This window comes from Burkholderia sp. AU44665, assembly GCF_030504405.1.
Lineage (GTDB): Bacteria > Pseudomonadota > Gammaproteobacteria > Burkholderiales > Burkholderiaceae > Burkholderia > Burkholderia semiarida.
Map to the genome: position 1 here is coordinate 325,977 of NZ_JAUJRI010000001.1, position 25,963 is coordinate 351,939.

23 protein-coding genes are annotated in these 25,963 nt (G+C 68.6%); 8 read left to right on the forward strand and 15 right to left on the reverse strand.

The features are described from left to right. Nucleotides 1-29 precede the first annotated feature (29 nt). Nucleotides 30-317, reverse strand: coding sequence for a hypothetical protein (locus tag QZM15_RS01465; protein ID WP_081059131.1), 288 nt, complete (start codon nt 315-317; stop codon nt 30-32). 352 nt (nt 318-669) lie between these two features. On the opposite strand from QZM15_RS01465, the gene QZM15_RS01470 reads away from it, so the two are divergent. Continuing rightward, nucleotides 670-906 (forward strand): hypothetical protein, encoded by a 237-nt coding sequence (locus QZM15_RS01470; protein ID WP_059582368.1) that lies wholly within the window; start codon nt 670-672, stop codon nt 904-906. A 90-nt stretch (nt 907-996) separates the two neighbouring features. Beyond that, nucleotides 997-1,314, forward strand: a complete 318-nt coding sequence (locus tag QZM15_RS01475; protein WP_059639304.1) for a hypothetical protein — start codon at nt 997-999, stop codon at nt 1,312-1,314. A gap of 94 nt (nt 1,315-1,408) precedes the next feature. Here the strand turns inward: QZM15_RS01475 and QZM15_RS01480 are convergent, their stop codons facing one another. The 7 genes from QZM15_RS01480 to QZM15_RS01510 are packed head-to-tail and all read right to left on the reverse strand — an operon-like array spanning nt 1,409 to nt 8,632. Further along, the gene (locus QZM15_RS01480; protein WP_302105636.1) at nt 1,409-2,473 is read right to left on the reverse strand and encodes a 2-aminoethylphosphonate aminotransferase; all 1,065 of its coding nucleotides are present in this window, start codon (nt 2,471-2,473) and stop codon (nt 1,409-1,411) included. Continuing rightward, nucleotides 2,473-3,654 (reverse strand): phosphonopyruvate decarboxylase, encoded by a 1,182-nt coding sequence (gene aepY, locus QZM15_RS01485; RefSeq protein ID WP_302105637.1) that lies wholly within the window; start codon nt 3,652-3,654, stop codon nt 2,473-2,475. Before aepY ends, QZM15_RS01480 begins: the two co-directional genes overlap by 1 nt. After that, nucleotides 3,651-5,339 carry a phosphoenolpyruvate mutase gene (gene aepX / locus QZM15_RS01490; protein ID WP_060311110.1) on the reverse strand — a complete coding sequence of 563 codons (1,689 nt, stop codon included), beginning with the start codon at nt 5,337-5,339 and terminating at the stop codon, nt 3,651-3,653. The genes aepY and aepX overlap by 4 nt, the downstream gene beginning before the upstream one ends. Beyond that, nucleotides 5,336-6,103 (reverse strand): NTP transferase domain-containing protein, encoded by a 768-nt coding sequence (locus QZM15_RS01495; protein WP_059582354.1) that lies wholly within the window; start codon nt 6,101-6,103, stop codon nt 5,336-5,338. Before QZM15_RS01495 ends, aepX begins: the two co-directional genes overlap by 4 nt. Before the next feature lie 35 nt (nt 6,104-6,138). Then, complete coding sequence (locus QZM15_RS01500) at nt 6,139-7,140, reverse strand: TIGR00374 family protein (protein ID WP_059582352.1); 1,002 nt, start codon at nt 7,138-7,140, stop codon at nt 6,139-6,141. After that, entirely contained in the window at nt 7,137-7,946 is an 810-nt protein-coding gene (locus QZM15_RS01505) for a 2OG-Fe(II) oxygenase (RefSeq protein ID WP_099317334.1), read from the reverse strand. The genes QZM15_RS01500 and QZM15_RS01505 overlap by 4 nt, the downstream gene beginning before the upstream one ends. Continuing rightward, complete coding sequence (locus tag QZM15_RS01510) at nt 7,943-8,632, reverse strand: CDP-alcohol phosphatidyltransferase family protein (RefSeq protein ID WP_059582348.1); 690 nt, start codon at nt 8,630-8,632, stop codon at nt 7,943-7,945. Before QZM15_RS01510 ends, QZM15_RS01505 begins: the two co-directional genes overlap by 4 nt. Before the next feature lie 654 nt (nt 8,633-9,286). Here QZM15_RS01510 and QZM15_RS01515 point away from each other — a divergent pair. Then, on the forward strand, nt 9,287-10,801 hold the full coding sequence (locus QZM15_RS01515) for an acetyl-CoA hydrolase/transferase family protein (RefSeq protein WP_059639308.1): 1,515 nt from the start codon (nt 9,287-9,289) through the stop codon (nt 10,799-10,801). A gap of 286 nt (nt 10,802-11,087) precedes the next feature. Next, on the forward strand, nt 11,088-11,513 hold the full coding sequence (locus tag QZM15_RS01520) for a helix-turn-helix domain-containing protein (RefSeq protein WP_226222396.1): 426 nt from the start codon (nt 11,088-11,090) through the stop codon (nt 11,511-11,513). A 148-nt stretch (nt 11,514-11,661) separates the two neighbouring features. Here QZM15_RS01520 and QZM15_RS01525 read toward each other — a convergent pair whose 3' ends face one another. Further along, on the reverse strand, nt 11,662-12,543 hold the full coding sequence (locus tag QZM15_RS01525; RefSeq protein ID WP_302105638.1) for a helix-hairpin-helix domain-containing protein: 882 nt from the start codon (nt 12,541-12,543) through the stop codon (nt 11,662-11,664). Nucleotides 12,544-12,725: 182 nt separating this feature from the next. Then, entirely contained in the window at nt 12,726-14,249 is a 1,524-nt protein-coding gene (locus QZM15_RS01530) for a sigma-70 family RNA polymerase sigma factor (RefSeq protein ID WP_226222392.1), read from the reverse strand. 298 nt (nt 14,250-14,547) lie between these two features. Between QZM15_RS01530 and QZM15_RS01535 the strand changes: the two genes are divergently transcribed. Further along, nucleotides 14,548-14,988, forward strand: coding sequence for a hypothetical protein (locus tag QZM15_RS01535; protein WP_302105639.1), 441 nt, complete (start codon nt 14,548-14,550; stop codon nt 14,986-14,988). A gap of 33 nt (nt 14,989-15,021) precedes the next feature. Beyond that, nucleotides 15,022-15,873 (forward strand): SH3 domain-containing protein, encoded by an 852-nt coding sequence (locus tag QZM15_RS01540; RefSeq protein WP_302105640.1) that lies wholly within the window; start codon nt 15,022-15,024, stop codon nt 15,871-15,873. A 121-nt stretch (nt 15,874-15,994) separates the two neighbouring features. Here QZM15_RS01540 and ilvD read toward each other — a convergent pair whose 3' ends face one another. The 5 genes from ilvD to QZM15_RS01565 form a co-directional block, all read right to left on the reverse strand. Further along, nucleotides 15,995-17,854, reverse strand: a complete 1,860-nt coding sequence (gene ilvD / locus QZM15_RS01545) for a dihydroxy-acid dehydratase (RefSeq protein ID WP_059582328.1) — start codon at nt 17,852-17,854, stop codon at nt 15,995-15,997. A 303-nt stretch (nt 17,855-18,157) separates the two neighbouring features. Further along, nucleotides 18,158-19,180, reverse strand: coding sequence for an Ldh family oxidoreductase (locus QZM15_RS01550; protein ID WP_302105641.1), 1,023 nt, complete (start codon nt 19,178-19,180; stop codon nt 18,158-18,160). Further along, nucleotides 19,173-20,765: an aldehyde dehydrogenase (NADP(+)) gene (locus tag QZM15_RS01555; RefSeq protein ID WP_302105642.1), complete on the reverse strand. Its 1,593-nt coding sequence runs from the start codon at nt 20,763-20,765 to the stop codon at nt 19,173-19,175. The genes QZM15_RS01550 and QZM15_RS01555 overlap by 8 nt, the downstream gene beginning before the upstream one ends. Before the next feature lie 83 nt (nt 20,766-20,848). Then, nucleotides 20,849-22,474, reverse strand: a complete 1,626-nt coding sequence (locus QZM15_RS01560) for an APC family permease (protein ID WP_060967625.1) — start codon at nt 22,472-22,474, stop codon at nt 20,849-20,851. Between the two features lie 234 nt (nt 22,475-22,708). Further along, nucleotides 22,709-23,629: a dihydrodipicolinate synthase family protein gene (locus QZM15_RS01565; protein ID WP_302105643.1), complete on the reverse strand. Its 921-nt coding sequence runs from the start codon at nt 23,627-23,629 to the stop codon at nt 22,709-22,711. 251 nt (nt 23,630-23,880) lie between these two features. On the opposite strand from QZM15_RS01565, the gene QZM15_RS01570 reads away from it, so the two are divergent. Together QZM15_RS01570 and QZM15_RS01575 are read left to right on the forward strand one after the other, a co-directional pair. Beyond that, a complete protein-coding gene (locus QZM15_RS01570; protein ID WP_059582314.1) occupies nt 23,881-24,813 on the forward strand; it encodes a 4-hydroxyproline epimerase in 933 nt (310 codons plus the stop codon). After that, the gene (locus QZM15_RS01575) at nt 24,810-25,937 is read left to right on the forward strand and encodes an FAD-binding oxidoreductase (RefSeq protein WP_059583062.1); all 1,128 of its coding nucleotides are present in this window, start codon (nt 24,810-24,812) and stop codon (nt 25,935-25,937) included. The genes QZM15_RS01570 and QZM15_RS01575 overlap by 4 nt, the downstream gene beginning before the upstream one ends. The last annotated feature ends 26 nt before the right edge of the window (nt 25,938-25,963 follow it).

A 25,963-nucleotide genomic window follows, 5' to 3' on the forward strand; every position in this document is an offset into this window, starting at 1 on the left:
TGCACGGCCGATACCGACGGACGGCGCTTTCATAGATCGACAACTGACGCGCCGTTCACCTTCCCGTCGACGATATCCTTGCCTTGCTGCCGGGCCGCCCGCCTCGCCACTCCAAAGTCGGAGAATGTGTGGGGCTGGTTCAGTCGGAAAACACGGCTTGAAGGCGCGCTTGCCATCGAGGCCGGGCGACATATGCGCACGGCGATGTCATACCCTTCTGCGTAACGGGAATGCCTGTCAAAGCGATGGAACGTGCGGGAGAAGACAAGGGGATGAAGTTCGTACCCCTTATAGAGAAGAAACGGATAGGTTGGCATGTTGGTTGCTCCATAAGGGGAAACCCACTATACACGGAACGGTTGGGGCGGGGTGACGCGGATGACGAGGCGCGCATCCGCACTCGTCGCGGCCAGCCGAAATAAAGTGGTTGCCTGTCCGGCGATACGCGTATGATGGTTTCATCCGAGCCGCATGTGCATATCGATGGCTCCCCCTCCTCCAGCCTGGGCCGCACCCCTGGCTTGCGCACGGTATTTTCCGTCTCTTCGACCCGCGGTGCCGTGCGGCATGCATCCGTCGGAACCGGCTCCCGTGCCGCCGTTCGAGCGAACCCTGGTGTTCTCGCTGGGCATCGATTCAAGATGCAAATATTAATCAAAGGCGGCGAACATGAGCTGGTACTGCGATGTGGAGCGCGAATTGGTACATATCAGGCGATCGATCGGGCTGCTTGAACAAGCCCAACACGCCTTCGTCAACAAATCGTCCGTAAGTGATCCTTCGTATTGGCGGATCAGGCTCAACAAACTCCGCAAGCAATCCAACCGAAACAGGATCCTCGAGCTCCAGGTGGACGAGCTTCTAGGGCGCATCGACGGAATTCAAGTTCCGCGCTGCGGCAAATAGGCCTCTGTTCGGTCGCCCTTGTTATTCCGCGGCTGCACGCGTAACCGGGGGCAGCTCGAGCAAGGCGATTTCAAATTCAGGAGCAACATCATGATTGACGCCAGCCCAAGCAACACGTTTCGACATCTCCCGCTCTCGCCGGAGCAAGACGCGGAAATCCGGCATTACATCAAGAGGAAGGAGCAAAGGGGCGAGCAATGGGATACCCAGGAACTGGCAATGATGCTCGGCGACATGCTTGCGCCTCCGCCGAGCGACGATGAGAAGCCGGAGCCCACCGTTGAAGAAACGAGACTGGCATGCGAGTTTGCATTGGCATCGATCGACGAAGCCATGGGATCTGTTTCCGCCAGCGAAGAACGGCTCGCCGCGGTGGAGGCCGAGGAAATGAAACACCCCAGGGGATAGGGCATTGCCGACCCCCAAGTGTCACGTCCACGATTGTTCAGGACAAGAAAAAAGGCCCTTGCGGGCCTTTCGTGGACGAAGGTGAGGGCAGCGCTTACCGCGTCAACTGGGTAAAACCATCCAGCAACCGCTCGACATCGGCCGTCTGAATCGCGCCCATCGTCGAGATCCGGAACAGTTCCTTCGACAGCCCGCCTTGCCCGGCGTAGATCACGAAGCCGCGCGCCTTCAGCCCGTCGTGCAGGGTTTCGTACGTCACACCCTGCGGCAGCCTGTACGCACGCAAAACCACCGACGACTCGCCTTCCGGCAGCACCAGCGGCATCCCGCGCGCAACAAGCCCCGCCTGCGCCTGATCGGCAAGCGCCTTGTAACGCGCATGCCGAGCACGCCAGCCGCCGGCCTCATCGAATTCACGCAGCGCTTCGACCAGTGCGTAATACGCATGCACGGACGGCGTAAACGGCGTATTCCGCTGATCCTGCAGCTTCGCAAGCCGCCCGAGATCGAGATAGTACGTGCGGCTCGCGGCCTTCGCGAGCGCACTACGGCGCACGATCACGAACGCGGCACCCGGCACACCGTGCAGGCACTTGTTCGCGGTCGCGGCAACGGCATCGATGTCGCCACCTGCAAAATCGATCGCTTCCGCGCCGAAGCTGCTGACGCCGTCCACGAGCATCTTCACGCCGCGCGCACGGCACACCTCGGCGATGGCGCCGAGGTCGTTCAGCCGGCCGGTCGTCGTTTCATGATGGATCACCGCGACATGCGAGTAGCGGCCCGCGTCGAGGCGAGCGCCAATCTGCGCGACATCCGGCGCCTGCATCCACTCATGCTTCAGCACATCATGCGCGATCCCGTACTGCGTGGCGATCTGCGTGATCCGCTCGCCGTACACGCCGTTCTCGATCACGAGTAGCCTGCCGTCCTGCGGCACGAGCGCGGCGATCATGCTTTCGACGGCGGCGGTGCCTGAACCCGTCATCAGCACGGCGGCCCATTCGGCCGGGTCGAGTTCATACGCGGCAACGAGCCGCGCGCGCGCTTCATCCTGCAAGTCGAAGAATTCGCCTTCGCGATGGCACAGGTCGGGTTGCAGCAGGCTGCGGCGCACGCGTTCGGAGAGCGTGACCGGGCCGGGGTTCAGCAGCAGCATCAATGGGCTCCTTCGACGTGGGCTTCGGTCTGCGCGGCGCCGATGTGCCGCATCAGACGGGTCTTGACCTCGACCGGCGTGACGGTCGGGCGCGGCAGGCCGTCGGGCACGCCGGTGCGGATTGCAATGCGCACGAACTGTGCACCGTCGCCCGTGGCAGCCAGCGCCGCATCGAGCACGTCGAGCGTATCGCCTTCGACCGCCGACGCATAACCGCACGAAGCGGCGACACCCGCGAACGACACATGCTGCGACACCGTCGCCTGGCCGCCCGTCGATTCGTGCGCGCCGTTGTCGAGCAGCACGTGCGTGAGGTTGGCCGGGCCGTAGGTGCCGAGCGTCGCGAACACACCCATGCGCATCAGCGCGGCGCCATCGCCGTCGATGGCCACCACGCGCAGGTCGGGCCGTGCGAGCGCGAGGCCGAGCGCGAGCGGCGTCACGCAGCCCATCGAGCCGACCATGTAAAGCTGGTTCGGGCGATCGTCGAGCGCGTAGAGTTCGCGGCCGCAGAAACCGGTCGACGCGAGCACGACGGTCGAATCGACCGGCGTATGCGCGATCACGCGCTGCAGCGCGTCGTGACGGGTCGGCCATGCATCGGCCGACGCGGCGCGCGCCGACGATTGCGCGGCGACGTGCGCGCGCGGCGTCGCGGCCGGGTTCGCCTTCAGTTCATACGGCGCGACGCTGCCTTTCTGCATCACGAGCGCGTACGGGCGGCCCGTCGCGTCCATGTGCGCGATCGCGCGGTCGAGTGCCGGGCCGACCTGTTCCGGGTCGGTCGGGAACGTCTCCCACGGAATCTCCATCGTGTCGAGCATCGCGGGCGTGATCGGGCCCATCAGCGCGTGCTGCGGCTCGTCGGCCACGCCCGGCTGGCCGCGCCACGTGACGATCAGCAACTGCGGCAGGCGGAACGTCCAGGTGAGCGACGTGAGCGGGCTCACCGCGTTGCCGAGCCCGGAGTTCTGCATCATCGCGATCCCGCGCTTGCCGCCGAGCGTCGCGCCGGCGATCAGCGCGACCGCGTCGCCTTCGTTCGCGGCCGACACGTAATGCAGCGTCGGGTCCTGCAACACGTAATTGATGAACGGCGTCAGGTACGAGCAGGGCACGCCCGCGTACCAGTCGAAACCGCGTTCGCGCGCGGCCTCGACGAACTGGGCCGCTTCGATCATTGCGCGCCCCCGTTGGCGGTGCCCGGCTCGGACAGCGGCGTCTGGCCGTGTGCGAAATCGCCCGCGCGGCGGAAGTCTTCGAGGTCGTTGACGCCGCGCCAATGGCCGTGCACGTACTGCACTTCGATCTTCTCGCCGGCGGCGATCAGTTCGTTCAGCAGCGACGGGATGTCGAGCGTGTCGAAATCAGGACGCGCCTGCAGCGTCGCGAGCATCGCCTTCAGGCGGTCGACGCCGGCGCCGCGCACGTTCAGCAGGCCGATCCAGCGGCCGTGCGGGGTGCCCGCGGCGACGTCGCTCGACACGCGCTGCAGGTAGGTCTTCTGGCCGAACAGGCCGCGATCGTCGGCCGCCGAGCAGAGGGCGAAGTCGCGCACGCTCTGGTTGGTGGGCTCGGTGAGCGACGAATCGACCACCACGCTGAACTCGGCCTCGCTCTCCGCGAGGTCGCGCACGATGTAGCTGCGGAACAGCAGGTCGCCGTACGAGATCACGGTGTCGCCGGTCAGGCGGTCGGCCGCGCAGGCGAGCGATGCGAGTTCGCCCGTCTGCGCATGGCGCTCGTTGACGACGAGCTTGATGCCCGACGTGTCGATCGCATCGGCGCGATAGCCACCGACCACGGTGATGTCGTTTACGCCGTGCGTCTTGAAGCCGTCGACGAGCCAGCGCAGCAGCGGCTTGCCGGCGACCGGCAGCATGACCTTGGGTTTATCTTCGGTGACGGCCTCGAGGCCCTTGCCGCGGCTCGCGGCGAGCACGATCGCCGCATTCGACGCGCGCGACGACGAAGACAGGTAGATACGCTCGGCAGCCGAGTACTCGTCGGCGTCCTGCAGGCGGAAGATCTCGTTGACCGATGCGACGCGGTCCTCGACGTTGATCAGCGTTTGGCTCTCGTAGATCTCGCGCGCGGTCGCCTGCATCGCGGATGCCGACGCGCGGATCAGGTGGTTCGCCCAGATCACGGTGCTGATGCCGGCCTGGCGGAACACGTCGGTCGGCGTGCTGTAGTACTTGGTCGGCACGATCACGAGCGGCGCCTTGCCGCTCCATTCGCGCGCGAACTGCAGGATTTCGTCGGGGCGCGACAGCTTGCTGTGGATCAGGATCGCGTCGGCGCCGGCTTCCGCGTACGCGTTCGCGCGGCGCAGCGCCTCGTCCATCCCCCAGCCCGCGATCAGCGCTTCGACGCGCGCGACGATCGAGAAGTCGGGGTCGGTCTGCGAATCCTTGCCGGCCTTGATCTTGCCGCAGAATTCGTCGATCTCGGCGAGCGGCTGGCGTTCGCCGCCGATGAAGCTGTTGGTCTTCGGAAACTGCTTGTCCTCGATGCACACGCCGGCGATGCCGCGCTGCTCGAGCTTCTTCACGAGGCGGCGCACGTTGTTGAAGTTGCCGTAGCCGGTGTCGCCGTCGAGCAGGATCGGCAGGTCGCTCGCGTCGGCCATGAATTCGAGCACGTCGACGACCTGGGTCCAGCTCGCTTCGTTGTTGTCGCGCACGCCGAACTGCGCGGAGATCGCGAGGCCCGAGGCCCAGATGCCCTTGAAGCCGGCCTCGCGGACGATCCGCGCGGACAGGCCGTTGTGCGCTTCCATCAGGAATTCGAGATCGCTGCTGACGAGCATGCGGCGCAGGCGCGCGCTGCGCGATTCGGTGAAGTTGGGTTCGCGTGCGTTCATCGTGCGGCTCCGGCGGTAGTGCGTTGAATCAGGGGAAGAATGTCTTGCGTCGCGCGTGCGACGTCGTTCGGGAAATCGATCTCGATCCACGGCGAGCCGGTGACGTCGGCGACGTCGAACGAATGGCCGCCTTCGAGCAGCAGGTCGCGCACGGCTTCCTCGTGCGGCATGTTCGCGCGGCCGCTGTCGACGTAGCCCGCGACGATCGTCGCGAGGCGGCGCGCGGTGCCTTCGGTGAAGCGGAAGAAGCCGACCGATTCGCCGATCGTGTCGTAGTCGAGGTCGACCGCGAGCTGCTTGCGCAGCTCGACCGGCACGCCGTTCTTCAGGCACAGCTTGACGGGCTCGTCGCCGGCCTCGAAGTCGCGGTCGATCAGCAGGCGGTCGACCGCGCGATCGGAATCGGCCACCAGCGCGTGCAGGATGTTCTCGTCGTACAGCACGTCCGCGTCCATCAGCAGCACGTCGCCGCCGCGCGTCATTGCCTCGGCGACGGTATGCACGGTCAGCACGCTGCCGAGGTCGTAGCGGTCGTTGATCACGATCTCGGCGGTGCGGCCGAGGCGCTTCAGTTCCTGCTCGACCTTCTCGTGCTGAAAGCCGAGCCCGAGCACGATCTCGTCGACGCCCGCGGCGTCGAGCACGCGCAGATGGCGCTCGAGCAGCGACACGTCGTCGAAGCGCAGCAGGCACTTCGGAAACTGCGCTTCGGGCGGTTGTTGCAGGCGCAAGCCGAGGCCTGCCGCAAGAATGATGGCTCGCATGGGTTCTCCAACCAAAAAGCCGGCGATCTGAACGATCAGTCGGCGAGCGGCTGCGGCGCACGGCGCCGCTGCCAGTTTCTTTCACTGAAATGCAGATAGAGCAGGCCGGGCAGGCCGAGCGCGAGTTCGCGCGCACGCTTCGCGAGCGACAGCGCGAGCGCCGCGTCGGGCGGCAAGCCGACCAGCGGCGCGAGCAGCAGGTAGCCGCCTTCCTGCGCACCGAGCGAGCCCGGGATCGCGAAGGCCGCGCCGCGAATCGCCTGGCCGACGCTTTCCAGCAGCAGCGCGTCCAGCCAGCTCACCGGATGCCCGAGGAAGTGCAGCGCGAGCCACACTTCCGCGGTGCCGACGATCCAGCCGACGAGGCTCAACGCGAAGGTCTTCGCGACTTTCGCGCGGTCGCGGTACAGCGCGCCGACGGCGCCGTCGATCGCGTCGGCGCGCGTGGCGAGCGACGACCAGTCGCGCGGGCCGAGCAGCTTCGACGCGAGGCGCAGGCCGCGGCCGAACAGGCCGCGCCGCTGCGCCAGATAGAACATCACCGCGAGCGCGCCGAGCACGCCGGTGGCGATCAGCGCGGGCGTGCGCAGGTGCGCGACCGACTCGTGCGTCGCATACAGGCTGAACGCGGCGATGCCGATCAGCGCGAAGGCCATCTGCGAGAGCGCCTGCATCGTCGTGCCGACGGTCACGGCGGCGGCCGCGTCGGCCATCCGCGTGCCGCGCTGCGCGAGGTGGCGCACCATCAGCACGGGGCCGCCGATCTGCCCGGCGGGCAGCAGGCTGTTCACCGATTCGCCGACCCAGCGCGCGCGCAGCGCATTGCCGAGTTCGGCGCCCGGTTGCCCGCGGCGGAACATGACCGTAATGGCTACTGCGTCGATCACGAGCGGGACGACGTGGAACGCCGCGACGAGCGCGAGGCCCCAGCCGGCCGCGAGGAACGTGGACGCCACCGCGCCGACGCCTTGCCAGGCCAGCAGGGCGATGAAGAGTGCGGTCCCGAGGGACAGCAGGATGAGGCCCGCGCGTGTCATGACCCGCTCGTGCGTCGCGTCGCCAGCTGCTTGAAGACCTGGCGGAAACCGAAATACGCGATCGCGTCCTTCATGTTCGAGATGAAACGCTTCCACGGCCGCATGCCCGGGTTCGTCACGTATTCGAACGTGAGCGACACGCGCATCTCGTTCTGGCCGAGCGGCGTGATGCGGTGGCGCAGCTTGTCGCCGTCGAACAGCACGATGCCGCCGTCGGCGATCTGCACGGAGCCCGGTTCGTCGGGCACGTCCGGATTGCGCGTATGCAGCTCGTAGTCGAGCCGGCACGACGATTCGTCGATCACGCCGATCAGCAGCGTGTAGCGGCGGCCGTCGTAGTACGACGTGTCGTAGTGCCAGCCGATGTGGTCGCCGGGTTTCGTGTAGTAGTAGAGCGCGTACGCGTGCGGATCGTCGTCCGGCGACAGCATCAGCTTGTCGCCGGTGATTTTCTCGAGGAAGCCGATCAGCGCCTTCGAGCGATACAGCTCGGCGATGTACGGCGCCTGCTCGTCGATCGTATGGCGGCTCACGCTGCCGCCCTGCTTGTGGCCGGGCAGGTAATTGCGGTTCAGGCCGGCCTGCATCGCGCGCGCGGCATCCGCCAGCTTCGCGTGCGCGTCGGCCGGCAGGAATGCGTCGAGATAGAGGAACGAGCCCTGGCGCGTGTAGTCGCCGCGCAGGCGCTCGAGGTCGAGCCGGCCGACGCAGTCGGCCACGGTGCGATCGGGATCGGCCGCCGTCGCGCGCACGGGCGCGGGGCGTGCCGGGCTCAGCACGGAATCGTCGCGCGTGCTAGGAGTCATTTGGAAGCCTGGATTTCGGTTGAATTCTGCGAAAGGTCGCCGCGGTTGCCGCGCCGCACGACGCGCCACCAGTCGATCACGACCCAGGCGGCGAACAGCGGGGCGCCGATCGACGCCGCGAGCAGGAACGGCTGCACGCCGTCGACGAGCGTCACGATCGGCAGCAGGTACAGCACGTCCTCGGTCTCGAAGCCGCCGGCGAACGCCTGCTTGGTGCCGGCCTTGCCGGCGATCGATTCGATCCGCATGCGCAGGAAGAAGATCAGCGCGACGGCCGCGCCGGCCACGGCGCCGAGCAGCACCGGCGACGCGGCCATCTGGCCGCCCTGGGCGACGATGCCGACGCCCATGCTGACGAACAGCGCGACCGTGACGAGCGCATCGGCCGCGAGGTCGTAAAAATGACCGATCTTGCTGGACTTGCCGCTGATGCGCGCGAGCTCGCCGTCGGTATGGTCGACGAAGTTCGACAGCACGATCAGGAACGCGCCCGCATTGCTCCAGCCGAAGCCGCCGTGCGCGAGGCACCAGGCGCCGGCGAGGCCGATCAGCAGACGAAGGGTAGTGAGGTGATTCGGGGTGACCGGCGTATCGACGAGCGGTCGGACAAGCGAGCGCGCGAGCCGCGCATCCCACGTGCGTGGCAGGGGCGGTTCGGGGTGTGTGGCGGTTTTTCTTTGGTCCATCGGCGAAATATATACGGAATTGTAATTTGTTGCTTTTTATTCGATCAATGTCCTGACATGCGGGAGTGTTACCGCGTCTTGCAGGCATCGGCCGGTTCGAAAACGCACCTGCGAACGAGGCCGCCGACCGGGCGGCCGGACCCACTTTCCAGTGTGGTCCGCATCGCGCGGCTGTCAAGGCCGCACGGGCTTCGCGGGCCGGCGCCGGCGCGCTTTTCGCGCCGGTCGGCCGGCGGCGCGCGATGGACCGGAGCTTGACCTCCGTCAGGCCGGGAAAGAGCGCAGCGGGCGACAATCGGCCACGCCGGACGGGTGTCGTCCATTGCCGAACCAAAGGCCGTCAATGTCGAGGGGCGTCCGTCGATTGATGCGCGACGGCCGACGATCGCGAACCGGCGATTCGCCCCCGATGCTTTCACGTACCTTTCGCGCGCATCAGGCGGGCCGATCGCCTGTCACGGAACGGTCGTTCGATACCCGGCAAATCCGGCAAGGATCTTTTGCATCCAGCGGACATTTCGCGACGTTCGCCTCTGCGATACTCCGACCGTGCCCGTGGTGCCGGGCCGCCCCTCGCGGCCCCAAGGGCTTCGCGTCGCTCAGGAGACACCCCCCGCGACGTCAACGACAGACCAAAGCGTCAGATAACCAGCCATGTCTTCATCACGCATCCTCGCTCCCGCCCTGCGTTCGCTCGTCCGCACCGCCGACGAAGCCGCCGCGCTGATCCGCCCCGGCATGACCGTCGCCATGAGCGGCTTCACCGGGTCGGGCTATCCGAAGGCCGTGCCGGCCGCGCTGGCCGCCCACATCGACGCGGCGCACGCGCGCGGCGAGGACTTCCGGATCAACGTGCTGACGGGCGCGTCGACCGCACCGGAACTCGACGGCGCGCTCGCCCGTACCGACGGCATCTCGATGCGGCTGCCGTACCAGTCCGACCCGACGTTGCGCGACAAGATCAACGGCGGCGAAGTCGATTACCAGGACGTCCACCTGAGCCACGTCGCGCAATACGCATGGTTCGGGCTGTACGGCGATCTCGACGTCGCGATCGTCGAAGTCGCGGGCATCCGCGAGGACGGGCTGCTGATTCCGTCCGCGTCGATCGGCAACAACAAGACCTGGCTCGAGCGCGCGAAGCACGTGATCCTCGAAGTGAATGCGCGCCAGCCGCTCGGCCTCGACGGGATGCACGACATCTACTACGGCACCGCGCTGCCGCCGCACCGCAAGCCGATTCCACTGACGAAGAGCGACGACCGGATCGGCGAGCCGTACCTGCGCTGCCCGGCCGACAAGATCGTCGCGATCGTCGAAACCGACGCGCCGGACCGCAGCAATGCGTTCACCGCGCCCGACGCGACTTCCAAGCAGATCGCGCTGCAACTGATCGACTTCCTGCGCCACGAAGTGAAGCGCGGCCGCCTGCCGGAAAACCTGCTGCCGCTGCAGTCGGGCGTCGGCAACATCACGAACGCGGTGCTCGCGGAACTGAGTTCGGCCGGCTTCTCGAACCTGACGGCCTACACCGAGGTGATCCAGGACGGCATGCTCGACCTGCTCGACGACGGCACGCTGAGCTTCGCGTCGGCCACCGCGCTGTCGCTGAGCCCGGCCGCGGTGCAGCGTTTCGCCGACGACATCGCGACCTTCCGCGAGAAGATCGTGCTGCGCCCGCAGGAGATCAGCAACCATCCGGAACTCGTGCGCCGCCTCGGTTGCATCGCGATGAACGGGATGATCGAGGCCGACATCTACGGCAACGTGAATTCGACGCACGTGATGGGCACGAAGATCCAGAACGGCATCGGCGGCTCGGGCGACTTCGCGCGCAACGGCTATCTGTCGTGCTTCATGTCCGCGAGCACCGCGAAGGGCGGGGCGATCTCGCGGATCGTCCCGATGGCGAGCCACGTCGACCATACCGAGCACGACGTCGCGGTGGTCGTCACCGAGCAGGGGCTGGCCGACCTGCGCGGCCTGTCGCCGAAGCAGCGCGCGCGCAAGATCATCGCGACCTGCGCGCACCCGGACTATCGCCCGATGCTCGAGGATTACTTCGAGCGCGCGTCGCGCGAAAGCTTCGGCAAGCACACGCCGCATCTGCTGGCCGAGGCGCTGTCGTGGCACGAGCGCTACGTGCGCACCGGGACGATGAAGGCCTGACGAGCGGGCCCGCGGCGGGCGCGCGCCCGTCGCAGTCGAGCGACGGAATGCCGAGCGCCCGCCGCCGGAACAGCGTCGACAGCTCCGTCGCGAGCGTGGCGCCCGCGTCGATCACAGCAGTTCGAACGGGCCGCCGGGCGTGCCCGTGGCGCACGTCGGCCGCGGACGGCGATGGTGCGGCGGCGCGGCGGAATACGACGCGGGGCCAACGGTTTCATGGGGCCCGGACTTGTCTTGATGGAGTCGAGCGACTATCTTGCAACCTCAAGCGAACTTGAGGTCAAGCATGAGCCGACTGGACATTGCGGACGTAGCGCGGCGCACGGGACTGCCTGCATCGACGCTGCGTTACTACGAGGAAAAGGGGCTGATCGTCCCGATCGGCCGGCATGGGCTGCGGCGGCAATACGACGAGTCGGTGCTGGAGCGTCTGGCGTTGATCGCGCTCGGCCGCGAGGCCGGTTTCTCGCTCGATGACATCCTCACGATGGTCGGCACCGAGGGCCGGCCGGCGATCGACCGCGCGAAACTCGATGACAAGGCCGACGAGCTCGACCGCACGATTCGCCGTCTCGGCGCGGTGCGCGATGCGCTGCGGCATGCGGCCGTATGTCCGGCGGCGAACCATCTCGAATGCCCGTCGTTCCAGAAGCTGCTGCGCATTGCCGCGCATCGTCATCCGGCGCGCCGCGCGAAGCCGGAAGGTGCGTAGGCAGCGAGCCCGCGCGAGGCAGGATGCGCCGCGATAGCCGTTCGACGGAAGGACGGCTACGTGGCGACGTCACGGGTTCGACGTGCCGAATGCGACGAGGCGACGTCGTCCGTGCCGGCTTCGGCGTCCGCGAAACAGCCGCGCCTGCTCATCCCGCGTAATACACGCGGCATTCCATTTCGCGCCCGCGCACGATCCGCTTGCCGATGAGTGCGCCGTACGTTTCGGTGAACACGGTGCGCTGGTGCTCGCACTGCACGGCGTCGTAGAAGTAGAGCGAGACCCAGTCGGTCGGGCGCCCGGCTTCCGGCGTGCGCATGGCGGCCTGCTGGCTCAGCGCCGTGAAATGCCAGCCGCCCTTGGTCATGTGCATCACGGGCGGCGGCACGTAACCGTCCGCGTTCGGGCGCCGGTGCGTGAGCGTCGGCAGCACGCCGGCGGCCGCCTTGTTGCGGTACTGGCGATCGATGTAAAGCAGCAGTTCGACCGGCGGCTCCGTGCCGGGGCCGGCGTTTCGCATGTGACCTTGCCAGCGTCGGCGGCGGCTCAGCACGTCGTCGAGCGCGGCGCGGATGCCGACCGCGCGCCGCGGGCCGACGCCCGCGATCGTTTCGAGCTGGCCGTTGCGGGCCGCGCGTTCGAGTTCCTCCAGCGTATCGATGTGCAGCGCGTCATGAATGCGCAGCGCGAGCGCGTGACCGATGCCCGGCACGGCTTCGAATGCGGACGCGCGTTCCGCGTCGCCGCGCAGGCGGTCGAGCTGGCGCCAGCGGCCGGTCACCAGCAGCTCGGCGATCGCCTGCGCGACGCCCGCGCCGATGTCGGGCAGCGCGCCGAGCGCCTCGACGCCGCCGGTTTCGAACACGGTGCGGACGTCGCGGTCGAGCGCATCGACCGTGTCGGCCGCCGCGCGGTACGCGGCGACCCGGTACGGATTCGCGCCCTGGTCGACGAGCCGTTGCGCGGCCTCGCGCAGGCAGGCCGCGATAGGCCGGTTTTCCTCGTACGTCTGGCTGACGGTCGACTGCATGGCGACGGACCCGGAAAGCACAAACGGAATGGCTGCGGCGAGCGATGCGCCGGTCGGCTTTCAACCATTGTCGTGACGCGCGATGAAGAAAACTTGATGTGCGTCAATGGCAAACGTAGCACAGGCGCGCCGTGCACGGTCATGCAGCATTTCGGCACGACCGTGCGCGGCGCGCGATGCGGTTACGCGTCGAGAAACGACTGCGCGTTCTCTGCCTCGGCGGCCGTGCGCAGCGCAGCGAGCGCCCGTTTCTCGATTTGCCGCACGCGCTCGCGCGACATTCCCGCATCCTGCGCGATCGCGTCGTAGGTGTCGGGCTCGGCGCCGCCGAGGCCGAACCGCCGGCGCAGCACGTCGGCCTCGGTCGGCGTGACCGACCGCAGCAGCGACAGCACGCATTCGCGCATGCGCGTGTCGGCCAGTTGCTCGAACGGGCTGGCCGATGCCCGATCCTCGATCAATTCCACGAGGCCGGTATCCGCGTCGGGCAGCGGCGTGTCGAGCGAAACCGGCTCGGCCGGCAGCGCGAGCACCGCGCGCAGCTTGTCTTCGTCGAGGCCGGTTTCGGCCGCGAGTTCGGCCGGCGTGGCCCGACGGCCCGTGCGCTGGCGAAAGCGCAGCACATGCCGCTGCACGCGTTGATACTGGTCGCCGACGTGCACCGGCACGCGGATCGTGCGGGAGCGATCCGCGACCGCCCGTGCGATCGCCTGGCGGATCCACCACGTCGCATAGGTCGAGAACTTGAACCCGCGCCGGTATTCGAATTTCTCGATCGCGCGCATCAGGCCGAGGCAACCGTCCTGCACGAGGTCGGACAGGTCGACGCCGCGGTTCAGGTACTTGCGCGCGATCGACAGCACGAGCCGCAGGTTCGCCTCGAGCATCGCGCGCGTTGCATCGCGCACCTTTTGCTGGCCGTCGCTCAGCGCCGCCGCGAGCGCGCGCCGTGCGACCGCATCGAAGTGCGCTGCATCGACCGCCGACGGATCGTGCGGTGCGCTCGCGAGTGCGCGTACGGTACGGCTTGCGTCGTCGACGGCCGGCGCGACCCACGCGAGCGAGCCGAGCAGGGCGGCCACGTGGTTGCGCGCGTCGCGATATTCGTCCGAACGGCTGCCATGCGCATGCAGCGCGCCGCGCAGCGCCGAGACCGCCGTGTGCAGCGCATCGTAGCGGGCGGGCGCCGGCGTATCGTCGTCGCCGTCGGCCGACCCGGTCGCGCCTGCCGTGCGATGACGCTCGAGCAGCACGTCGACCGCGGGCGGATAGCCGGCGATCGCATGCAGTACCTGATGACGGCCCGTCTCGATTTCGCGGGCGAGCGCGATTTCGCCTTCGCGCGTGAGCAGCGGCACCGCTTGCATGCGCCGCATGTAGAGCGCGAGCGGATCGGTCGACGCGCTCGTGCCGCGTGCGAGGTCGCCGAGCATGGCCCTGCCTTCGTCGAGCGCGTCGCGATCGACCTCGACCGGCGCCGCGCCGGCGAACGGTGCGGGCGCGGCCGGCTCGTCGAGTACCGCGATGCCGATGTCGGCGAGCGCGGCGCGCACGACGTCGAGCGCATCGGGGCTGTCGCTTTCGGGCGGCAGCGCGTCGACGAGGTCGGCGTGCGTCAGATAACCCTGCTCGCCGGCGAGCGCCAGCAACTGGATGATCGGATCGAGCGGTGTGTCCGCCCGGAGAGTGGGGCGTGGCGTAGTCATGTCGATGGCGGCGCGAGCCGCGTTCCTGTCTGGGCGGGCCGAAGCCCGCCGGTTTGCGGTTGCCGGTGGATCGCGGACGCCCGTCCGCGCCGGTCAGCCCGACATCGTTCAAGTTGAGGGCATTTGCGCCAACTTCAACGCCGGCGCCGCGGACGGGCCAGCACGCGGCGTGCCCGCGCGGCGCGCCGGAGCAGGAAACAAAAAGTAACCGATCATACGCGCGGAAATCCGCAGGGGACGTAAGCTAGAGTCACGCGCGCCGCCTGGCGGTGGCGCACGGATTCTGCCGGAGTACGAGATGAACCCGATTCCCGCCGCGAGGCCGGCCGTCGTCGCGCTGGCCGCACTGATGCTTGGCGGCTGCTACTACACGAGCCCGTACGGCTATGCACCTTATTACGCACCCGTGCCCGCCACGGTGACGCAGCGCGAGATTCCGGCCGCACCGGCCACGCCTGGTCCGGCCCCGTCGACCGTCCCGCAAGCGCAGGTCGACGCCGGCACGGCGGTGCCCGTGTATGTCGCCCCGGCCTACGTGCCGGCGCCGTATCCGTATTACTACCCGGCGTACTACTCAGGCTGGTACGGGCCGCCCGTGACGATTGGCTTCTGGGGCCGCTGGGGCGGCGGCGGATACTGGGGCGGGCGCGGCGGGTACTGGCATCGTCCGTGGGGTGGCGGGCATTGGGGTGGCGGCCATGGGGGCGGGGGCCATTGGGGCGGCGGCCATCGGCACTGACGGGCGCGCGGCGGCGCGGCGCGGGAGAGCATCATGTTGAACACGATTGTCCGAAGTCTGTGCGTCGTCCTGGCCGGCCTCGCGGCCGTGCCGGGCGTCGCCGATGCGCAGAGCAGCGCTTACACGAATTCGCCGGCCGAGCTGTTTGCGGGGCCGGCGCCCGATTATCCGGTGGTCGCGCAGATTCCGCCCGGCACCGCGCTGGACGTATTCGGCTGCCTGAGCGACTACACGTGGTGCGACGTCGCGCTGCCGGGCGTGCGCGGCTGGATCGATGCGCAGTTGCTCGACTATCCGTACCAGGGCAACTATGTGCCGCTGCTCGAGTACGGCGCGATCATCGGTGTGCCGGTGACCGGATTCGCGATCGGCGCGTACTGGGACCGCTATTACCGGCACCGCCCGTGGTATCCCGACCGCGATCGCTGGGCGCGCCGTGCGGAGCCGCGGCTCGGTCCCGGTGGCATGCCGCCGGGGCAAGGGCGGCCGCGGCCGGGCGCACCGATGCAGGTCGCGCCGGCCGGCCCGCCGCCCGTGCATGACACGCGGCCATCGGCCACGCGCGGCGGCTGGAACGGCGCGAATCGCGTGCCGCCACCGGCTGCGCCTGCTCCTGCACCGACACCGATGCCGGGTGGACTGGGTAATGCGCGTCCGGCCAGCCCGCCAGCGCCGACCCCGATGCCGGGTGGGGTGGGTAATGCACGTCCGGCCAGCCCGCCGCCGGCCGTGCCGCGCCCGTCATCGCCCATGCCGGGCGGCGAGGGCCACATGATGCCGCCGCCGGTGCGGCAGGGAGGCGGCGGTTATGCGCGGCCGCAAGGCGGTGGAAATGGCGGCGGTAATCGCGGCGCAGGCGGTGGCCCCGACGAACTCCGTCACTGAGGGCGCCGGTGCCGCGGCTTCTCCGGGCACCGGACGAAAAAAAGCCGCTCCGAAGAGCGGCTTTCGGATCGGGCGAACGGGAAGCGGGCAAGCCGCTACCCGCCGCCTGTAGCGCGTCGCATCAGTCGTCGAGCAGGGACAGGTCGCGTACCGCACCCTTGTCGGCCGACATCACCAGCTTCGCGTATGCCTTCAGCGCCGCGGACACCTTGCGCGGACGCGGCTGGGCGGGCTTCCAGCCCTTCGCGTTCTGCTCCTCGCGGCGGCGCGCCAGTTCCTCGTCCGACACCAGCACGTCGATCGTGCGGTTCGGGATGTCGATGCGGATGCGGTCGCCGTCGCGCACGAGGCCGATCGCGCCGCCCGCTGCCGCTTCCGGCGAGCAGTGGCCGATCGACAGGCCCGACGTACCGCCCGAGAAACGGCCGTCCGTCAGCAGCGCGCATGCCTTGCCGAGGCCCTTCGACTTGATGTAGCTGGTCGGGTAGAGCATTTCCTGCATGCCCGGGCCGCCCTTCGGGCCTTCGTAGCGCACGATCACGACGTCGCCGGCCTTGACCTTGTCGTTCAGGATGTTCTCGACCGCTTCGTCCTGCGATTCGGTCACGTGAGCCGAGCCTTCGAACACGAGGATGCTCTCGTCGACGCCGGCCGTCTTCACCACGCAGCCGTCGAGCGCGATGTTGCCGGTCAGCACGGCGAGGCCGCCTTCCTTCGAGAACGCATGCTCGTACGAGCGGATGCAGCCTTCGGCGCGGTCGAGGTCGAGGCTCGGCCAGCGCGTGTTTTGGCTGAACGCGACCTGCGTCGGAATGCCGGCCGGGCCGGCCAGGTAGAACGTGCGGACCGCTTCGTCCTGCGTGCGCACGATGTCCCACTGATCGAGCGCGTCCTTCAGCGTCGGTGCGTGGACGGTCGGCACGTCGGTGTGCAGCTTGCCGGCGCGCTCGAGCTCGCCGAGGATCGCCATGATGCCGCCTGCGCGGTGCACGTCCTCGATGTGGTACTTGTTCGTGTTCGGCGCGACCTTGCACAGCTGCGGCACGGTGCGCGACAGGCGGTCGATGTCCTTCATCGTGAAGTCGATGCCGGCTTCCTGTGCGATCGCGAGCAGGTGCAGGATCGTGTTGGTCGAGCCGCCCATCGCGATGTCGAGCGTCATCGCGTTCTCGAACGCCTTGAAGCCGACCGAGCGCGGCAGCACGCGTTCGTCGTCCTGCTCGTAGTGCTGGCGCGTCAGTTCGACGATGCGGCGGCCGGCGCGCTTGAACAGCTGTTCGCGATCGGCGTGCGTGGCGACGACCGTGCCGTTGCCGGGCAGCGACAGGCCGAGCGCTTCGGTCAGGCAGTTCATCGAGTTCGCGGTGAACATGCCCGAGCACGAGCCGCAGGTCGGGCACGCCGAGCGTTCGACTTCGGCGACGTCGGCATCCGAATACGACTGGTCGGCCGCGATCACCATCGCGTCGACGAGGTCGAGCTTCTTCAGTTCGATGGCTTTGGTGACCGGGTTCGCGAGGCGCGTCTTGCCGGCTTCCATCGGCCCGCCGGACACGAAGATCACCGGAATGTTCAGGCGCATCGCGGCCATCAGCATCCCCGGCGTGATCTTGTCGCAGTTCGAGATGCATACCATCGCGTCCGCGCAGTGCGCGTTCACCATGTATTCGACCGAGTCGGCGATGATGTCGCGGCTCGGCAGCGAGTACAGCATGCCGTCGTGGCCCATCGCGATGCCGTCGTCGACCGCGATCGTGTTGAATTCCTTCGCGACGCCGCCCGCGGCTTCGATCTCGCGCGCGACGAGCTGGCCGAGATCCTTCAGGTGCACGTGCCCGGGCACGAACTGGGTGAACGAGTTGACGACCGCGATGATCGGTTTCGAGAAATCGTCGTCTTTCATGCCGGTGGCACGCCACAGCGAGCGCGCACCTGCCATGTTGCGGCCGGCGGTGGAGGTTTTGGAACGGTAAGTGGGCATGGTGAAAGCTGAAGAAATATCGCGGGAAAAGGGTGGAGGCTCGGGAATAAAGGCCTCTCTCGCGCCCGTGCGAACAACCTCTTGAGCTGCGCCCTGGGCAAACTTCGCGATTATCCCACAGCCGCCGGGCCCGTGGCGCCGGCGGGAGCGGGCGAGCGGCGCGCCGGACAGCGGCCATGCTCACCCGGCGCGCCCGGCTCGCCGGCACGCAGCCCGACGCAGGTCATTGCCGGCGCAACGGGCGCGCGGCTTCACCGCCCGTTCTGCCGATGGTGAAGCCGCGCCGTGCGGCTCGATCGCGCGTCAATCGAGCAGCGTCAGGATCTCGTCGTACAGCGCCTTCGGAATCCGCACGCCGTTCGCGATGCTGCGCGCGCGGGCGTCGAAGCGCCGTTGCGACGGCAGCCGCGCGCCCTGCGAGACGATCGATTCGAACATCCGCTCGCCGCGCGCAAGCCCCGCGTCGAGCTCGTCACCGAGAAACACCTTCGGGTCGAACGCGATCACGAGTTCGCCGTGGCACGGCGTCGCGCCGACGCCTTCGTCGAAATCCATCGATTCCCGGCTCGTCATGTCGCCGATCAGCGCGCCGCCGAGCAGCTCGACCATCGCCGCGAGCGCCGAGCCCTTGTGCCCGCCGAACGTGCGCATCGCGCCCTGCAGCGCGGCTTTCGGATCGGTGGTCGGCTGGCCGTCGGCGTCGATCGCCCAGTGCGGCGGAATCGTCTTGCCCTGTTTCGCGTGCAGCTCGATGTCGCCGCGCGCGATCGCGCTCGTCGCGAAATCGAACACGAACGGCTCGCCGCCCGGGCGCGGCCATGCGAACGCGATCGGGTTGGTGCCGAACACCGGCTCGCGGCCGCCTTCCGGCGCGACCCAGCTATGGCTCGGGTTCATCGCGATGCCGACCAGCCCTTCGGCGGCGATCGCCTCGACCTCGGGCCACAGCGCGGAGAAGTGATAGCAGTGGTTGATCGTCATCGCGGCGATCCCGTGCTGCTTCGCCATCTCGACGAGGACGGGCAGCCCGGTCTCGAAGCTCAGCAGCGAGAAGCCGCGATGCGCGTCGACCGCGACGATCGATGACGACAGCCGGCGCAGCGTCGGCACGGCTTGCGGATCGACCTTGCCTTTCTTCAGCGAGCGCACGCAGACGAGCAGCCGGTACACGCCGTGCGAATGGCACTCGTCGCGCTGGCCCTGCGTGATCACGTTGGCGATGGCGTGCGCATGCGCGTCGGACATCCCGTTGTGCGTCAGCACGCGCAGCGCGAGTGCGCGCACTTCATCGAGCGACAGGACGACTTCGGTTGCGCGCTCAGACATGGTTCACCTCGCGCGGGGCAGGCACGCCGTCGATGCGTTGCGGCACGTGCAGCGGATTGCCGCTGCGAATCGCGTCCGGCAGCAACGCGTCCGGCACGTCCTGGTACGACACGGGGCGCAGGAAGCGCTCGATCGCGCGTGCGCCGACGGACGTCGTGCGCGTGTCGGACGTCGCCGGGAACGGGCCGCCGTGCACCATTGCGTGGCCGACCTCGACGCCCGTGCCGAAACCGTTGACGAGAATGCGGCCGGCCTTGCGTTCGAGGGTCGGGCGCAGCGCGGCGAACAACGCGGCGTCGCGGTCGGCGAGATGCGCGGCGATCGTCAACTGACCTTCGAGCGACTTCAGCACGCGATGCAGCGTGCCGGCATCCGGGCAGCGCACGATCAGCGATGCGGGGCCGAACACTTCGTCGCGCAATTCGGGGTGCGCGACGAATGCGTCGGCCGACGTCGCGAACAGCGCCGCGCGCGCCTGGTGACGGCCGCCTTCCGCGCCTTCGGCCAGCAGCTCGACCGCATCGTGATCGCGCAGCGCCGCGACGCCTTGCGCGTAGCTCGCGTGGATGGCCGGTGTCAGCATCGTCTGCGCGGCGACGGCACGCACGGCATCGGCCGCCGCGGCTTCGAATGCGCGCAGCGCGGGAACGTCCACCGCGAGCACGAGGCCCGGGTTCGTGCAGAACTGGCCGGCGCCGAGCGTGAGCGACGCGACGAACTGCGCTGCGATGGTGTCGTGACGGGCGTCGAGCGCGGCGGGACACAGCAGCACGGGATTGATCGAGCTCATTTCCGCATAGACGGGAATCGGCTCGGCTCGCGCGGCCGCGATATGCATCAGCGCAACGCCGCCGCGGCGCGAGCCGGTGAAGCCGACCGCCTTGATGCGCGGATCGGCGACGAGCGCCTGACCGATCTCGCGCGACGCGTCGAACAGCAGCGAGAACACGCCGGCCGGCATCCCGCATTCGCGCACGGCCTGCTGGATCGCGCGGCCGACGAGTTCCGACGTGCCCGGATGCGCGGAATGCGCCTTGACGATCACCGGGCAGCCGGCCGCGAGCGCCGACGCCGTGTCGCCGCCGGCCACCGAGAACGCGAGCGGGAAGTTCGACGCACCGAACACGGCGACGGGCCCGAGCGCGACGTTGCGCAGGCGCAGGTCGACGCGCGGCAGCGGCTTGCGCTCGGGACGCGCCGGATCGATCCGCGCGTCGAGAAAGCCGCCGTCCCGGACGAGCGACGCGAACAGCGCGAGCTGCCCGACCGTGCGGCCGCGTTCGCCTTCGATGCGTGCGCGCGGCAGCCCCGTTTCGACGACGCAGCGCTCGATGAGGTCGTCGCCGAGCGCCATGATGTGGCGGCCGATCGCGTCGAGGAACGCGGCGCGCGCGTCGGGCGACGTTTCGCGATAGGTGTCGAACGCGTCGTCGGCGAGCGCGCACGCCGTTTCGAGGTCGTGCAGGCTCGCGCCGCCGAACGCCGGTTCGAGCGGTTCGCCGGTGGCGGCGGCGAGCGCGTGGAGGGTGCCGTTCTGTCCGGTGACGGCCGACGGGCCGATCAGGAGCTGACCTGTGAGTTGCATGGTTTTCCTCGGAAAAGGCAGGGCCGGGCGTACTGCGCCCGGCCGTTGGAAGGGGAAAAGGGCTGAAAAAGGGCGCGGGCGCGTCAGTCCTCGTCGTCGTCGAGTTGCAGCTTGTCGGCGCGCACGCCGGTGTTTGCGCCCCAGTAGTAGATGACGAGTGCGACGGCCGCGACGACGACCGTGTCGTACGGATGCGCGAGCCGGCCCGTGCCGCCGAAGCCGCCGAGATACGACAGCACGATCATCGCTGCATAGAACGCGATCAGCCACGCGGACGAACGCACCTGCTCGGCGAGGCTCAGCTGCGCGGTCGGCACCCAGCGGCGGCACGCGAGATAGATGACGAACATCACGATCTGCAGCCCGAGCAGCCAGGACACGGTGCTCCAGCCCGACCAGTAGACGATCAGCGCGGCGATCACGAACGACGCGGGGCCGGTGACGCCGAACGCGCTGGCGCGGAACGGCCGCGGCAGGTCGGGCGCGGTGCGGCGCAGCGCGGCGACCGACACGGGCGCGACCGCATAGCTCAACACCAGCGCGGCCGACACGATGTTGATCAGCGCTTCCCACGACGGAAACGGCAGCGTCCAGAAGATCGCGAGGCCGAACGTGAGCCACAGGCCCGCGCGCGGGATGCCCGACGCTTCGTCGACGCGCGTGAACACCTTGAAGAACGTGCCCGTTTTCGCCCAGCCGTAGACGACGCGCGGCGTCGCGTTCATGTAGATGTTGCCGCAGCCGCTCGGCGAGATCATCGCGTCGGCGACGACCATCACCGCGAGCCAGCCGACGCCGAGCGCAAGGGCGATGTCGCGGTACGGCAGCGAGAACGCCTTGCTCACGTCGTGCCAGCCGGCGGCGAGCATGGCCGTCGGGATGCTGCCGATGAACGCGAGCTGCAGCAGCACGTAGATCAGCGTCGACAGCAGGATCGACAGGATCAGCGCGATCGGGATCGTGCGCTGCGGATTGCGCACCTCGCTCGCGACCGACACGATCGGCGTGAGCCCGAGATACGCGAAGATGATGCCGCCCGCGGACACGGCCATCTCGATGCCCGGCATGCCGAACGGCGCGAAGCCGTGCACGGTCAGGTTCGCGGGCTTGAAGAACGTGAACAGCACGCCGATCACCGCAAGCGGCACGATGAACTTGAAGACGCTGATGATGTTGTTCGCCTTCGCGAACGTCTTCACGCTCGAATAGTTCAGGTAAAAGAAGAAGCAGAGCAGCGCGGCCTGCACGAGCCAGCCGAGTGTGGTCGGGTCGCTCGATCCTTCGATCGTCAGGCCCGGAAACCACGCGGCCGCGTACTGGCGCGCGGCGACCACTTCGATCGCGATCAGGCTCGAGAACGCGATCAGCGTGATGAAGCCCATCAGGTAGCCGAGCAGCGGGCCGTGCGAGAACACCGGGTAGCGCACCACGCCGCCCGCGCGCGGCAGCGCGGCGCCGAGTTCGCAGTAGACGATGCCGAGCAGCAGCACCGCGAAGCCGCCGAGCAGCCACGAGAAGATACCGGCCGGGCCCGCGATCGTCGATACGTGACTCGCGGCGAACAGCCACCCCGAACCGAAAATGGCGCCGAGACCGATGAACGTGAGATCGGTCAGCGACAGCTGTTTCTTGAACTTGCCGTGACCCGCGTCGGGGTGCGCGGAACGGGAAAGCGGGACGGACGGGTGTGCGTTGCCTTGGCCTGGCATGGGCTTGTCTCCTGGAGGGAATATCGGCACAGGCTCGATGTGCGCCGCGCTTCGACGGAGCAGTGGCGCTCGCCTGCAGGCCGGCGTCGCCCGGTTCGAACGACCGGGGCGGGCCGCGGCCCGTTCACGCGCGGCGCGACGCCGGGGTTGGCGTGAACGGCCCGCAGGCCATGCCGGACCGGGGACGGCGGCGCGTAGCGGGGCAAGCCCGCGCGCCGCCGCCGGGGGCGTCGATCAGAGACCGACGTCGGGCAGCACCGGGCGCGTTTCCAGCGCCTTCGCGACGATCGCCTTCACTTCCGCGAGCGTGTCGCCTTGCAGCGCGAGGCGCGGCGGACGCGTGATCGCGCTGCCGCGGCCGACCAGCTCTTCGCACAGCTTGATGCACTGCACGAGGTCCGGGCGTGCGTCGAGGTGCAGCAGCGGCATGAACCAGCGATACAGCGCGAGCGCTTCGTCGAAGCGCTTCTGCTTCGCGAGGCGGAACAGCGTCTCGCCTTCCTTCGGAAATGCGTTCGACATGCCCGACACCCAGCCTTCGGCGCCGACCGCGATGCTCTCGACCACGACGTCGTCGAGGCCCGCGAACAGCACGAAGCGATCGCCGACCGCGTTGCGCAGGTCGATGAAGCGGCGCGTATCGCCCGACGAATCCTTGAAGCAGACGATGTTCTCGCAATCCTGCAGCGCGATCAGCACGTCGGGCGTCACGTCGTTCTTGTAGATCGGCGGGTTGTTGTAGACCATCACCGGCAGGTCGGTGCTCGTCGCGACCGCGCGAAAGTGCGCGGCGGTTTCGTGCGATTTCGCCGAGTAGACGAGCGCGGGCATCACCATCACGCCGTCGACGCCGACGCGCTGCGCTTCGCGCACCGTGTTGCGCGCGAATTCGGTCGTGAATTCGGCGATGCCGGCGATCACGGGAACCTTGCCGCCGGCCGCGTCGCGTGCGGCTTCGATCACCTGGAGCTTCTCGCTCGTCGACAGCGACGTGTTTTCGCCGACCGTGCCGCAGACCACGAGGCCCGACACGCCGTCGTTCACCAGGTTCTTGACCACGCGGTGCGTGGCGTCGATGTCGAGGGAAAAGTCCGGCTTGAACTGCGTGCTGACGGCCGGGAAAACCCCGGTCCACTGAATGGCGTTTCGGCTCACTGAAATCTCCTACGTGTTCGTATCGGTCGGCCGACAGGTGTCGGTGTGGCAACCAGTATCGCCGCGCAAACGCCCATCACGCTTGAGTCGTATCGCGGAGCAAAATGACGAAATCGGCACAGCGGCCGGCAGGGGCGCCGGGGGCGCGTTGCACTATGCCGATTTCGTCGTCGTCCTCATCGAAAAGCCACAAGCGGACGGACGCGCGACGGAGGAAGCTATGCTCCTTTCCCCACTTCGGACGGCTCATGATGAAGCGCATCCAGATCATCGATTCGCACACGGGCGGCGAACCCACTCGGCTCGTCGTGTCCGGCTTTCCGTCGCTCGGCAACGGCACGATGGCCGAGCGTCGCGACGTGCTCGCGCGCGAGTACGATCGCTACCGCACCGCGTGTATCCTCGAGCCGCGCGGCAGCGACGTGCTGGTCGGCGCGCTGCTGTGCGAGCCCGTGTCGCCCGACGCGGCGGCCGGCGTGATCTTCTTCAACAATAGCGGCTACCTGGGCATGTGCGGGCACGGCACGATCGGCGTCGTGCGCACGCTGCATCACATGGGCCGCATCGCGCCGGGCGTGCACCGGATCGAGACGCCGGTCGGCACCGTCGAGGCGACGCTGCACGACGACCTGTCGGTCAGCGTGCGCAACGTGCCCGCGTATCGCCACGCGCAGGCCGTCGAAGTCGACGTGCCGGGATACGGCCCCGTGAAGGGCGACGTCGCGTGGGGCGGCAACTGGTTCTTCCTGGTCAGCGACCACGGGCAGCACATCGCCGGCGACAACGTCGCGGCGCTTACCGCGTATGCGTCTGCCGTGCGCGCAGGGCTCGAACGCGCGGGCATCACCGGCGCCAACGGCGGCGAGATCGACCACATCGAGCTGTTCGCCGACGATCCCGCGCACGACAGCCGCAGCTTCGTGCTGTGCCCGGGGCTCGCTTACGACCGTTCCCCGTGCGGCACCGGCACCAGCGCGAAACTCGCGTGCCTCGCGGCCGACGGCAAGCTCGCGCCGGGCGCGGTGTGGCGGCAGGCGAGCGTGATCGGCAGCGTGTTCCACGCGAGCTACGAGCTGGCCGACGGCGGCATCGTGCCGACGATTCGCGGCAGCGCGCATCTGAGCGCGGAAGCGACGCTGCTGATCGAGGAAGACGATCCGTTCGGGTGGGGCATCGGGTCGTGAGCGAAACGAAGACCGACGTCGTCGTGATCGGCGCCGGCATCGTCGGCGCGGCGTGCGCGCACGAACTCGCGCGGCGCGGGCTGCGCGTGCTCGTCGTCGACGACGCGAGCGGCGGCGCGACCGGCGCGGGCATGGGGCACCTCGTCGCGATGGACGACAACGCGGCCGAACTCGCGCTGAGCCATTACTCGATCGAACTCTGGCGCGCGTTGAGCGGCGAGATGCCCGACGGCTGCGCATACCGCAATTGCGGCACGCTGTGGCTCGCGGCCGATGCGCACGAGATGGATCTGGCGCGCGCGAAACAGGCGACGCTCGCCGCGCACGGTGTGGCCGGCGAGCTGATCGATGCGGCAGCGCTCGCGCGACTGGAGCCGATGCTGCGCGCGGGCCTCGGCGGCGCGCTGAAGATTTCCGGCGACGCGATCCTCTACGCGCCCGTCACCGCGAACTGGCTGCTGCAGCGCGCGCCGCGCATCACGTTGCGTCGCGACCGGGCCGTCGCGGTCGATGGCCCGAGCGTGATGCTCGCGAGCGGCGACGTGCTGCGCGCGGAGCGTGTGGTCGTCGCGAACGGCGTGGCGGCGCGCGCGCTGCTGCCCGAACTGCCGCTGCGCCCGAAAAAGGGCCATCTGCTGATCACCGACCGCTATCCTGGCCACGTGTCGCACCAGCTCGTCGAGCTCGGCTATGCGGCGAGCGCGCACGCGAGCGACGGCACGTCGGTCGCGTTCAACGTGCAGCCGCGGCCAACCGGTCAGTTGCTGATCGGCTCGTCGCGCCAGTTCGACACCGAGGATGCGCAGGTCGAGCCGCCCGTGCTCGCGCGCATGCTGCGCCGCGCGGCCGGCTACCTGCCGGATCTGGCCGAGCTGAACGGCATCCGCGCATGGACCGGCTTCCGCTCCGCGAGCCCCGACGGCCTGCCGCTGCTCGGCGAGCATCCGTCGCGCCCGGGCGTGTGGCTCGCGGTCGGGCACGAAGGGCTCGGCGTGACGACCGCGCCGGGCAGTGCGCGGATCGTCGCCGCGCTGATGGCCGGCGAGCGGCCGCCCATCGATATCGAACCGTATTTGCCGGGACGCTTCTTGAGCGCGTCCCGCGTAGCCGGAGCGCTGACATGAAACGACCCCCACGTTCACTTCGTCCG